Genomic DNA, 12065 nt, shown 5'->3' on the forward strand with positions numbered 1-12065 from the left:
TCGCGGCGCAGTCACCCAACCGGGTATTCCTGCCGGTACGAAGCCCCGGGCCCCGCCGTCACAGCGGGGCCCGGGATGATCGGATCAGATGATGTGCCGTCGCGTCAGAGGACGTTGACCCCGGTCCAGGCCGCGGCCACGGTGGCGTACTCGGGGCTGGTGGCGCCGTACAGGTCCTTCGCCGCGTTCAGGGTCGCCGTGCGGGCGCCCTTGTAGTCCGTGGTGGAGGTCATGTAGACGGTCAGCGCCCGGTACCAGATGGCGGAGGCCTTCTGGTTGCCGATGCCGGTGACGGTGGAGCCGTTGTACGTCGGGCTGTTGTAGGTGACGCCGTTGATCGTCTTGGTGCCGCTGCCCTCGCTGGCGAGGTAGAACCAGTGGTTGCCGACGCCCGAGGAGTTGTGCACGTCGAGCCGGCCGACGGACTTCGACCAGTAGTCGGCGGAGCGGCCGTCGAGGGAGGGCTTGTCCATGCGGCGCAGCCACGGCGGGGTGGACTGGTCGCTGAAGAGGTAGTCGGGGGTGTCGATGGTGTTGTTGGCGTACCACTCGACCATCGTGCCGAAGATGTCGCTGGTGGCCTCGTTCAGGCCGCCGGACTCACCGCTGTAGCGCAGGTTGGCGGTGGCGGAGGTGACGCCGTGCGTCATCTCGTGGCCCATGGTGTCGAGGTCGACCTGCTCGGGGTCGACCGTGCCGTTGCCGTCGCCGGTCATCATGCAGAAGCAGGCGTCCGACCACTGGGCGTTGTCCCAGTTGGTGCCGACGTGGACGAAGACGGTGGCGCCGCGGCCGTCGTTCTTGATGCCGTTGCGGCCGAAGGTGCTCTTGTAGTAGTCGAAGGTCTTCGCGGTGTTGGCGTGCGCGTCGACGGCGGCGGTGGCGCGGTCGGTGGAGAACTTCCTGCCGTCGCCCCAGATGTTGTCGGCGTCGGTGAACAGGGTGCCGGAGGAGCTGCTCAGGGACGAGGACGAGACGTTGCGCGCGTCCTTGGTGATGTGGCCGCGGACCGGGTCGATCAGCGCGAAGGTGCCGTTGGCCTGCTGGGTGGTGTCGAGGGTGATGTCACCGGTGTACTCGGAGTGGCCGGTGCCGGTCGACTCGTGCTCGGAGTCGTAGTTCTCGATCGCGGCGCCGGTGGTGGCGTCGGTGACGAAGACCTCGCCGTGCGGCTGGCCCTTGTCGCCCAGGCCCTGCACGGTGGTGCGCCAGGCCAGGCGGGGGGTGCCGTCGGCGGCCCACACGATCAGCTCGGGGGTGGACTTGGCGTCGCTGACGACGCCCTGCGCGCGCTTGAGGGCGCCGGCCGCGGTGCCCTTGGCGTCGGCGGCGGGGGTGACGGACGCGAGCGCCACCTTGCGGGCCTTGGCGTGGCTGGAGCCCTTGAGCGAGCCGTCGGCCTTCTGGTGGACGACGAAGTCGCCGCCGACGACGGGGAGGCCGCGGTAGGTCCGGTCGAAGCGGACGTGCTGGGTGCCGTCGGCGTCGATCACGACGTCCTTGACCTGGAGCGCCTGGCCCGCGCCGAAGCCGAAGCTGTCGGCGTGCCGGGTCACGTTCGCCTCGGCCCGGGATATCGCCGTGTCGCGGGCGGAGTTCCCGTGCTGCACCGCGTCGGGCTGCGAGTACGCCGGTACGGCCACCGCGCCCGTGGTGATGACGGCGGCGGCGACCATCGTGGAGAGGGCAAGGAGAGGACGGGACATGACGGGGTGTTCCTTCGCTCGTCGTGGGGGGTGACGACGTCCTTGGACGTTGACGCGAAGTGTTCACCAGGTGACATGTTCCTGACGTGATCCCATGTGGGATATAGCCCCGGAGTTATAGGGGGAGCGAAACGAGGTCCGGCCGGTCAGCCGTCCGCGCCGAGCGCGAACCCCTCCCCGCCGTCCTCCCACCAGGCCAGGTACCGCGGCCGCTGCCGCACCAGCGACAGGTACTCCGCGAGCAGGCGCTCGGCCACCGCGTCGGCGAGCTCCGACGGAACCGACTCCGGGTTCCAGGCCAGTTGCAGCCGTCGGTGGAACGGGACGTCCGCGAGCGGCCGCTGCACGGTGCCCTGGGCGGGCACCTCGGCACTCGGCCACACCCCGCAGACGGCACGCCGGCCGGCGACCAGGATCTGCGCCACGGACAGGTCCGGCGTCACGTGCGCGATGCGCGGGGTGAATCCCGCCGACTGGCAGGTGAGGTGGAGATAGGCGTGCACCCCGCTCTCGTCGGCCTCCGGCATGACCCACTCCTCGCCGCGGAGTTCGCTCAGGCCGACGCTCTCCCGGCGCGCCAGCGGATGGTCCTCGGCGAGCAGGACGAAGACCGGCTCGCGCACCAGCGTGCGCGTCACGACCGACTCGCCGACCGGAAGCGGGAAGCCGGGGAACTCACCGAAGACCGCGATGTCGCATTTCGACTGACTCAGCGCTTTCACGAGGGTATGCACCGAACGGCGGGCGTCGATGGCCAGTCGGCTCTCCGGCACGAGCTCGAAAAGGGCGGATATGAGCAGCGACACCAACGGGCCGGCCGTACCGCCCGCCCGCAGCGGCGCGACGGTCCCGCTGTCCGTCCCGGCGGCCGATCGCGCGTGCTCGCGCAGCCGGTCGAAACCGACCACGAGGTCACGCGCGCAGCGCAGGACGTACTGGCCGTGCTCGTTCGGCTTCACGCCCTCGGCGCTGCGGATGAAGAGCGGGCCGCCGAGCTCCTGTTCGATCCGTTTCAGCTGGGCGCTCGTGGCGGGCTGGGAGAGCTGCAGCCGTGCGGCGGCCCTGCGGATGCTGCCGGCCTCGGCGACGGTGAGCAGGACACGGAGGTGCCGGAACTCGAGGTGCATGAACTTTCCCCGCTCAGGGCGGAGGGCCCTGAGCACCCCCCGTGACCAGCAGAACCAGCTGCCCGAGAGGCATGGTCACCAAGCCTCCGACGGAGCCGCCGGGGCGGCAACCACGGGAGGGCAAAATCTACGTGGGCATGCCACGGTTTCGCCTCGGCGTCCCCCTGCCGGACCGCACGCCCGGAGGCGCCGACCTCGCGGGCCGCCTCCCGCTCTCCGGGGGACCGGTCGGGAATCGGCCGGGAACGGCTCGTTACAGTGGGGGCCATGCCTCGCACATCGCCTTCGGTCGCTCTCGACGCCATGCTCGCCGGCAACCGCCGCTTCGTCGCCGGGACCCCGGACCACCCCAATCAGGACGCCGCCCGCCGTGCGCAGCTCGCACCCGGACAGGAGCCGTTCGCGGTCATCCTCGGGTGCTCCGACTCGCGGCTCGCGGCCGAGATCATCTTCGACCAGGGACTCGGCGACCTGTTCGTCGTGCGGACCGCCGGTCATGTGCTGGGAGCCGAGGTGCTGGGCAGCGTCGAGTACGCCACGAGCGTGCTCGGCTGCCGGCTGGTCGTCGTCCTGGGGCACGACTCGTGCGGCGCCGTCGCGGCGGCCCGCGCCGCGGTGGAGGACGGACTGCCGGCGGCCGGATTCGTACGGGACGTGGTGGAGCGGGTGACGCCGAGCGTCCTGGCGGCCCGCGCCGCCGGTCTGACCGAGGACAGCGACATCATCGACGAGCACATAAGGCACACGGTGCAGCTGCTCATGGACCGTTCCCGCGTCCTGTCGGAGCAGGTGAAGACGGGCGAGGTGGCGGTCGTGGGACTGGCCTACCAGCTCGCCGAGGGCAATGCCCGGCTGGTGACCTCGCACGGCGTGGAGAGCGCGGAGTGAACGACCCCATGGCACAGCGATTCGACTGCTCGGATCCGTCGGCCCGGCCGGCCGGCATCGACGCGGCGGTGGCCGCCCTCGGGCAGGGGCGTCTCGTCGTCCTCCCGACGGACACCGTCTACGGCATCGGCGCCGACGCCTTCGACCCGAAGGCCGTCGCCGGTCTGCTGGCCGCGAAGGGGCGGGGCCGGCACAAGCCCTCCCCCGTCCTCGTCGGCTCCCGGGACGCGCTCGACGGCCTGGTCGAGGACCTGCCGGAGAAGGCGGAGAAACTGATCGAGGCCTTCTGGCCGGGCGGTCTGACCCTGGTGCTCCGCCACCGGCCCTCGCTCTCCTGGGACCTGGGCGAGACCGGCGGGACGGTGGCCGTACGGATGCCCGACCACCCCCTCGCGCTCGACCTGCTGGCCGCGGCCGGCCCGATGGCCGTCTCCAGCGCGAACCTCACCGACCGGCCCTCGCCGGAGGACTGCGACGCGGCCTTCGGGATGCTGGGCGATTCCGTGGCGGTGTACCTCGACGGGGGCCGGACCGCCGGGCCGGTGTCGTCGTCGATCGTCGACCTGACCGGCGACGCCCCGGTCCTCGTCCGGGAGGGCGTCCTGTCCGCCGCGGAGCTGGCGAAGGTCGTACCCGACCTGATCGTGCCCTGACCCCGCCCCACCACCGGCACACCACCGCACCGCCGTCCCCGTTCCCGGGGCGGCGGTGCCGTCGTTCCACGGGGCGGACGGCCGGAGCCGGAAGAAACCCCCCGCACCTTCCCGGTGAGCGGGAACCTCCCCCTGCGCCGGGGCGCCTCTCCCTGTCAGGCTCCGATCCGCCGTGGTTCCACCGCCCGCGCCCCGCCGGGGGGCGGGGCAGCAGGGAGGACGTGACAGATCATGAGGGGCGCGCAGACCATCGCCGGGCTCGCGGACTGGGCCGCGGAGCGGTACGGGGACGAGGAGGCCCTCGTCTTCGGGGAGGAGCGCTGGACGTTCGCGGAGCTCCGCGAACGGGTGGACCGGGCGGCACGCGCGGTGATCGCACAAGGGGTGCGCCCCGGTGACTCGGTCGCCGTGTGGGCCCCCAACAGCGCGCGCTGGGTGGTGGCCGCGCTCGGCGCGGTGGCGGCCGGCGGGGTGCTCGTCCCGGTGAACACCCGCTACAAGGCGGCCGAGGCCGCCGACATCCTGCGCCGTTCCCGGACCCGGCTGCTCTTCACCGAGCACGACTTCCTGGGTACGGACTACCGGGCGCTGCTCGCGGCCTCCGGGGAGGAACTCCCGCTCCTGGAGCGGACGGTGACGCTGCACTCGACGGACTGGCCGCAGTTCCTGTCGGCGGCGGACCGGGTGACCGGGGAGGAGCGGCTTGCCCGTACCGCCGCCGTGCGCCCGGCCGACACCGCCGACGTCCTCTTCACCTCCGGCACCACCGGCCGGCCCAAGGGCGTGCCCACCACCCACGGGCAGAACCTGCGCGTGTACGACGCCTGGGCCCGTACGGTCACCCTCCGGCGCGGCGACCGCCACCTCCTCGTCAACCCGTTCTTCCACACCTTCGGCTACAAGGCGGGCGTCCTCGCCTGTCTGCTGCACGGGGCCACGATCGTCCCGGAGCGGGTCTTCGACGCCGGGACCGTGCTCGGCCGGATACGGGACGAGCGCATCTCCGTCCTGACCGGCGCCCCGACGGTCTTCACCTCGCTCATCCACCATCCCGAGCGCGAGGCGTACGACCTGACCTCGATGCGGATGGCGGTCACGGGCGCGGCGAACATCCCCGTCACGCTCATCGAGGAGATCAGGACGTCCCTCGGCGCCCGGAGCGTCAACACCGCGTACGGCCTGACCGAGTCGACGGGCGTGGTCGCGATCTGCCCGCCGCACGAGTCGCCGGAGACCCTGGCCCGCACCTCCGGGACGGCCCTGGAGGGCACGGAGCTGCGCGTCGACGCCCCGCCCGGGGAGCCGGGCGAGATCCTCACCCGCGGCTACCACGTGATGCACGGCTACCTCGACGACCCCGAGGCCACCGCCCGGGCCGTCGACGCGGAGGGCTGGCTGCACACGGGGGACGTCGGGGTGCTCGACGAGCGCGGGTTCCTGAGGATCACCGACCGGCTCAAGGACATGTTCGTCGTGGGCGGGTTCAACGTGTACCCGGCGGAGGTGGAGCAGGTGCTGCGCGGCCACCCGGCCGTCCGGGACGCGGCGGTCGTCGGCGCGCCGGACGCACGGCTCGGGGAGATCGGCGTCGCGTACTGCGTACCGGCGGGCGGGGCTCCGATCGACGCGGCCGAGCTGACCGCGTACACCCGTGAGCGGCTGGCCAACTTCAAGGTCCCGCGCGCCTTCCGCTCCGTGCCGGCGCTGCCGCACAACGCGGCGGGCAAGGTCGACAAGAAGGCGCTGCGAGAGATCCCCGTATGACGTCCCCTTCCACCGGATGAGGAGAGTACGAACGTGAACGACAGCAACACCCAGTCCCCCGACGTCGTCGACGTGGTCGTCGTCGGAGCGGGCGTCACCGGTCTGTACGCCGTGCACAAGCTGCGCGGTCTCGGCCACAGCGTGCGCGGCTTCGAGCGCGGGGACGACGTGGGCGGCGTCTGGTACTGGAACCGCTACCCCGGCGCCCGCTGCGACGTGGAGTCCGTGGACTACTCGTACTCCTTCGACGAGGAGCTCCAGCAGGAGTGGGACTGGAGCGAGAAGTACGCCGCGCAGCCGGAGATCATCCGCTATCTGCGTCATGTCGCCGACCGCTTCGACCTGCGCCGCAGCTACACCTTCGCGACCTCGGTGACCTCCGCCGAGCTGGACGAGGAGACGCTGCGCTGGACGGTCCGCACGGACGGCGGCGAGGTGGTGTCGGCCCGGTACTGCGTGTTCGCCGTCGGCTGCCTCTCCAGCACACACATACCGGACATCCCGGGGGTCGGGGACTTCGCCGGCGCCACGTACCACACCGGTGCCTGGCCGCACGAGGGCGTGGACTTCGGCGGGCTGCGCGTCGGCGTGATCGGCACCGGCTCCTCCGGCATCCAGGCCGTCCCCCTGATCGCCGAGCAGGCGGCGCACCTCACCGTCTTCCAGCGCAGCGCCAACTTCAGCATCCCGGCGGGCAACGCGCCCCTGGACGAGGAGACGCGCCGCCTGCAGAAGGCCGGCTACGCCGAGCGGCGGCGGCTCTCGCGGCTCAGCGGCGGCGGCTCGCCCCACGCGGCGCACCCGTCGGCGACGTTCGCCGTCTCCCCCGACGAGCGGCGGGCCGCGTTCGAGGAGCGCTGGGAGCTCGGCGGCGTCCTGTACTCCAAGACGTTCCCCGACCAGCTCACCGACCGGGCGGCGAACGACGAGGCGCGCGCCTTCTGGGAGGAGAAGGTCCGCGCCCTCATCGAGGACCCGGCCGTCGCGGACCTGCTCGTGCCGACGGACCATCCGATCGGCACCAAGCGGATCGTCACCGACTCGCACTACTACGAGACGTTCAACCGCGACGACGTGCGCCTCGTCAGCCTGCGGGAGAACGCGATCGAACGGATCGACCGCACCGGGATCGTGCTGGCCGACGGCAGCCGGGTGGAGCTGGACGCGATCGTGTTCGCGACCGGTTTCGACGCGATGACCGGGGCGATCGACCGGGTGGACGTCCGGGGGCGGGGCGGCCGGAGGCTGAAGGACGTGTGGAGCGGGGGTCCCCGCACCTATCTGGGCCTGGGCGTCGACGGCTTCCCGAACCTGTTCAACCTCACCGGGGCCGGCAGCCCGTCCGTCATGGCCAACGTCGTGCTCTGCGCCGAGCAGCACGTCGACTGGCTCGCCGACTGCCTGCGCCATCTGGACGAGCACGGCTACCGCGCGATCGAGGCGGGCGAGGAGGCCGTCGAACAGTGGGTGGCGCAGTGCCGCGACCGGGCGGCGGCCACGCTGTTCCCGGCGGCGAACTCCTGGTACCTGGGGGCCAACATCCCCGGGAAGCCCCGGGTGTTCATGCCGTTCATCGGAGGCTTCGGGGTGTACGGGGAGATCATCGCGGACGTCGCGGCCTCGGGGTACAAGGGGTTCACGCTGATCAGGGACTGACGGGGGGCCGGCACGGGCCGACCCGGCCCGTGAGAACGGCGGTGCGCCCCGCCCCCACCGGTCAGGTGGGGGCGGGGCGCACGCGCGCGTACGTCCCGGTCAGCGCGGGGTCCCGGTCAGCGCGGGGCGAGGGCCGCGCGCAGGGCGGCGAAGGCGGTCTCGCGGGCCTCGGCCGCCGCGGGCAGGGCGCCCGCCATGGAGAGGAAGCCGTGGAACATCCCGGCGTGGTGGCGGGCCTCCACGGGGACGCCCGCGGCGGTGAGGGCCTCCACGTACGCCAGGCCGTCGTCCCGGAGGGGGTCGAAGCCCGCGGTGACGACCTGGGCCGGCGGGAGCCCGGACAGGTCGGCGCCCGCCAGCGGGGCCGCGTAGGGACTGGTGCGGTGCGCCGGGGCCTGCAGATAGCCGTCCCAGTACCAGCGCAGGTGGTCGGCGGTGAGGAAGTACCCCTGGGCGTTCTCCCGGTGCGAGGGGCGGGAGCGGGTGGGGTCGAGCATCGGGTAGTAGAGCGCCTGACAGACGATCTCGGGGCCGCCCCGGTCGCGGGAGAGCAGGGTGAGGACGGTGGCGAGGTTGGCGCCCGCGCTGTCCCCTGCGACGGCGATCCGCCGGCCCGGGTGGGCCTCCGCCGCCCACAGCAGGGCCGTGTAGGCGTCCTCGGGGGCGGCGGGGAAGGGGTGCTCGGGGGCGCGGCGGTAGTCGACGGAGACGACGATCGCCTCCGTGGCGCGGGCGAGGGAGCGACAGAAGTCGTCGTGGCTGTCGAGGTCGCAGAGGACGAAGCCGCCCCCGTGACAGAAGACGATCACGGGGGCGGTCCCGTGGACGGCCGGGTCGTAGACGCGTACGGGCACGCCGTCGGCGTCCTCGTCCGTGACGCGGGCGACGGACGGTGGCGGGACGGCGGGCTTGGGGCGGGCGGCGAAGAAGGCGCGCACCTCGGCGATGTCCGTCATCTCCGTCGCCAGCGGGGGGAAGCCGGCGGTGGCCAGGTCGATGACCGCCTGGACCTCGGGGTCGGGTCGGTTCACGTGTCGGCTCCTTTCGGGGTGAGGGCGGGCATGCGGCCCGCCGACGCGCCGCCGTCCACCGCGAGTTCGGCGCCGGACAGGTAGGAGGAGTCGTCGGAGGCGAGGAAGGCGACGAGGCGGGCGACCTCCTCGGGCTCCCCCACCCGTCCGAGCGGGGCGGCCGGATGTTCCCGGGTGCCCAGGTGCGCCGTCATGGCGGTGGCGATGGCGCCGGGGTGGACGGAGTTGACCCGGATGCCGTCCGGGCCGAGCTCCAGGGCGGCCGTCCTGGTCAGGCCGCGCAGCCCCCATTTCGCGGCTCCGTACGCGCCGTGTCCCCAGATGCCCTGGAGGCCGGCCTGCGAGGAGATGTTGACGATGGACCCGCCGCCGCTCTCCTTCATCGCTCCGGCGACGGCGCGGACGCCGAGGAACGGGCCGATCAGGTTGACGCGGAGGATCGCCTCCAGGCGGGCCGGGTCCTCCTCGGTGATGGGCGAGGTGGAGTAGATCGCGGCGTTGTTGACGAGGACGTCGAGCCGGCCGAAGGCGTCCTGGGCGGCGGCCACGGCCGCCGCCCAGGACCGCTCGTCGGTCACGTCGTGGCGTACGAAGCGGGCGGCGGCTCCGAGGGAGGCGGCGGTCGCCTCTCCCTCCGGCTCCAGGACGTCGGTGAGGACGACCTTCGCGCCGAGGGCGGCGAACAGGCGGGCCTCTGCCTCGCCCATGCCGCGTGCCGCGCCGGTGACCAGCGCGACCTTTCCTGTCAGGTCGACGGGCATCAGGGGTTCTCCTCGATCGGTCGGAGGGTCGGGCCGGTCGTCCAGCCGCCGTCGACGGCCAGTTCGGCGCCGGTGACGTACGAGGCGGCGTCCGAGAGCAGGAAGGCGACCGCCCGCGCGATCTCCTGAGGCTCGCCGACCCGCCCCATCGGCGTGTTCGGGTACTTCCCCTCGCCGCGCTCGATGCCCACGTGGGCGGTCATCGGGGTGTGGATCATGCCGGGGTGGACGGAGTTGACGCGGATCCGGGCGGCGCCGAGCTCCACCGCGCCGAGCTTGGTGAGCCCGCGCACGCCCCACTTGGCCGCGCCGTAGCCGGCGGTCCTGGCCAGGCCCATGAGGCCGGCCGCGGAGGAGACGTTGACGATGGACCCGCCGCCGCTCTCCCGCATCGCCGGGATCACGGCCCGCATCCCGAGGAAGACCCCGGTGAGGTCGATGTCGACGACGCGCCGGAAGGCCTCGGCCGTCTGCTCCTCCAGGAGGTGGGAACCGCCCGAGATCCCCGCGTTGTTGACGAGGCCGTCCACCCGGCCGAACGTGGCGGCCGCGAAGTCGACGACCTCGCGCCAGTCGTCCTCAGAGGTGACGTCGTGGCGCACGAACCGGGCGTGACCGCCGAGCCGCCGCGCCACGGCCCGCCCCTCCTCCTGCCGTACGTCGGTGAGGACGACCCGGGCGCCGGACTCGACGGCCACCCGGCCGGTCTCCGCGCCGATCCCCCGCGCCCCGCCGGTGACGATCACCGTTCTGCCCCGCAGGTCCGTCACGGGGCCGCTCACCGCGCCTCGGCGGAGCGCGTCCGGGCGATGTGGTCGGCCGCGAGCCAGCTGAAGGTCATGGCGGGGCCGATGGTCGCGCCGGGTCCCGGATAGGTCTCGCCCATGACGGCGGACGAGACGTTGCCGGAGGCGTACAGGCCGTCGATGGGCGTGCCGTCCTCCCGCAGCACACGGGCGGTGGCGTCGGTGACCAGGCCGCCCTTGGTGCCGATGTCGCCGGGGTGGACGGGGACCGCGAAGTAGGGACCCTTCTCAAGCGGCGCCAGGTTGGGGTTGGGCAGCGTGGGGTCGCCGTAGTAGCGGTCGTAGACGCTGTCGCCGCGGTGGAAGTCCTCGTCGCGGCCGGCACGGGCGAAGCCGTTGAAGCGGTCCACGGTGGCCCGCAGCCGCTCCGGGGCGACGCCGATCCGGTCGGCCAGCTCCTCGACGGTCGCGGCCTTCTTGACGAAGCCGCTCTCCAGCCACGGCTTGGGGAACGCCTGGCCCGGGAAGAGGCCCATGAAGATGTAGCGGGCCCTGGCGGTGGCGTCGAGGATCAGCCAGGACGGCACGGTGGTCGCCCCCGGCCTGTCGTTGGCGTACATGGCGTCGACGAACTCGTGGTACGGGGCGGCCTCGTTGGCGTAGCGCTCCCCCGCCGCGTTGACGATCACCATGCCGGGAACGCCGCGGTCGGCGACGAGGAAGAACGGCTTCCCCTCGGGAGGCACCACCGACGGCGCGCCCCACACCTTGTCCATCAGGTCGGTCGCGGCGCCGAGGGCCACGGCCGGCTCCAGGGCGTCGCCGGTCTGGCCTTCGGAGGCGGAGCTCCACTCGGTGGAGGTGGGCGTCGGCAGGTGCTTCTCGCGGAGCCGCTGGTCGTGGGAGAAGCCCCCGGAGGCGAGGACGACGCCGCCGGTCGCCCGGACGGTGAGCTCACGGTTGTCCCGAGTGATCCGGACGCCGGTGACCCGGCCGTCCTCCTCGACCAGTCCGGTCAGCGGGGCGGAGAGCCACAGGTCCGCGCCGAGGGCGTCGAGCGAGTGCCGCATGCGGGCGATCAGCGCCTCGCCGAGGGAGAGCAGCTCCTTGCCGGTGAGCCGGGCCTTGACCGCCTGGGCGCCGACCTTGACGGCGGTGCGGCGGCCGGCCCAGGTGCGTCCCACCATGTTCAGCTGCCGGAAGTCCTTGGAGGTGATGGTGAGGCCGTAGGTGGGAAGCCCGGCGCGGCGCATGGTGGCGCGCTGTTCGGGGCCGAGCTTCCTGAAGTCGAAGATCCGCGGTTCGACGGAGCGGCCCTGCGGGTAGCCGCCGAGCCGCTCGGGGTAGTAGTCGGAGTAGCCGGGGGTGTAGACGAACCGCACGGCGGTGCGGTCGTGGAACTCCCGTACCATCCGCGGTCCGTGGGTGACGTAGGCGTCCTTGCGCTCGGCGGGGACCCGGTCGCCGACCGTGGCGTCCAGGTAGGCGCGGGCCTTCTCGGGTGTGTCGCCGAGGCCGGCGGCGTCCAGGTGGAAGTTGTCCGGGACCCAGATCGCGCCGCCGGACAGGGCGGTCGAGCCGCCGTAGACGTCGGTCTTCTCCACCACCAGGGCGGTCAGTCCGCGCAGTCGGGCGGTGATGGCCGCGGCCATGCCGGCGGCGCCGGAGCCGACGACCACCACGTCGTACGTGTGGTCCCACTGGTCGTTCATGCGGTTCTCCCTGGTCATGTC

General features: G+C 72.7%; 10 protein-coding genes. 4 read left to right on the plus strand and 6 right to left on the minus strand.

Translation table 11 applies throughout. The features are described from left to right. Positions 1-104 precede the first annotated feature (104 nt). Together BLW86_RS01915 and BLW86_RS01920 are read right to left on the minus strand one after the other, a co-directional pair. Positions 105-1706, minus strand: a complete 1602-nt coding sequence (locus BLW86_RS01915) for a M4 family metallopeptidase (RefSeq protein WP_093872377.1) — start codon at positions 1704-1706, stop codon at positions 105-107. 146 nt (positions 1707-1852) lie between these two features. After that, the gene (locus tag BLW86_RS01920; RefSeq protein WP_093872378.1) at positions 1853-2833 is read right to left on the minus strand and encodes a LysR family transcriptional regulator; all 981 of its coding nucleotides are present in this window, start codon (positions 2831-2833) and stop codon (positions 1853-1855) included. A 267-nt stretch (positions 2834-3100) separates the two neighbouring features. Between BLW86_RS01920 and BLW86_RS01925 the strand changes: the two genes are divergently transcribed. From BLW86_RS01925 to BLW86_RS01940, 4 genes are all read left to right on the plus strand, one after another. Continuing rightward, complete coding sequence (locus tag BLW86_RS01925; RefSeq protein ID WP_093872379.1) at positions 3101-3721, plus strand: carbonic anhydrase; 621 nt, start codon at positions 3101-3103, stop codon at positions 3719-3721. 8 nt (positions 3722-3729) lie between these two features. Continuing rightward, positions 3730-4374, plus strand: a complete 645-nt coding sequence (locus tag BLW86_RS01930; RefSeq protein WP_093878441.1) for an L-threonylcarbamoyladenylate synthase — start codon at positions 3730-3732, stop codon at positions 4372-4374. Between the two features lie 231 nt (positions 4375-4605). Then, a complete protein-coding gene (locus BLW86_RS01935) occupies positions 4606-6138 on the plus strand; it encodes a FadD3 family acyl-CoA ligase (protein ID WP_093872380.1) in 1533 nt (510 codons plus the stop codon). A gap of 33 nt (positions 6139-6171) precedes the next feature. Next, positions 6172-7794: a flavin-containing monooxygenase gene (locus BLW86_RS01940; RefSeq protein WP_093872381.1), complete on the plus strand. Its 1623-nt coding sequence runs from the start codon at positions 6172-6174 to the stop codon at positions 7792-7794. Between the two features lie 116 nt (positions 7795-7910). Here the strand turns inward: BLW86_RS01940 and BLW86_RS01945 are convergent, their stop codons facing one another. Genes BLW86_RS01945 through BLW86_RS01960 form a run of 4 tightly spaced genes read right to left on the minus strand, consistent with a single transcriptional unit; the run spans position 7911 to position 12044 of the window. Further along, on the minus strand, positions 7911-8825 hold the full coding sequence (locus BLW86_RS01945; RefSeq protein ID WP_256341168.1) for an alpha/beta hydrolase: 915 nt from the start codon (positions 8823-8825) through the stop codon (positions 7911-7913). Then, entirely contained in the window at positions 8822-9586 is a 765-nt protein-coding gene (locus tag BLW86_RS01950) for a glucose 1-dehydrogenase (RefSeq protein ID WP_093872382.1), read from the minus strand. Before BLW86_RS01950 ends, BLW86_RS01945 begins: the two co-directional genes overlap by 4 nt. Continuing rightward, complete coding sequence (locus BLW86_RS01955; RefSeq protein WP_093878443.1) at positions 9586-10356, minus strand: glucose 1-dehydrogenase; 771 nt, start codon at positions 10354-10356, stop codon at positions 9586-9588. The genes BLW86_RS01950 and BLW86_RS01955 overlap by 1 nt, the downstream gene beginning before the upstream one ends. 8 nt (positions 10357-10364) lie before the next feature. Beyond that, positions 10365-12044 (minus strand): FAD-dependent oxidoreductase, encoded by a 1680-nt coding sequence (locus BLW86_RS01960; RefSeq protein ID WP_093872383.1) that lies wholly within the window; start codon positions 12042-12044, stop codon positions 10365-10367. Positions 12045-12065 lie beyond the last annotated feature (21 nt).

The sequence above is a fragment of the Streptomyces sp. TLI_105 genome, from assembly GCF_900105415.1.
Classification (GTDB): Bacteria; Actinomycetota; Actinomycetes; order Streptomycetales; family Streptomycetaceae; genus Streptomyces.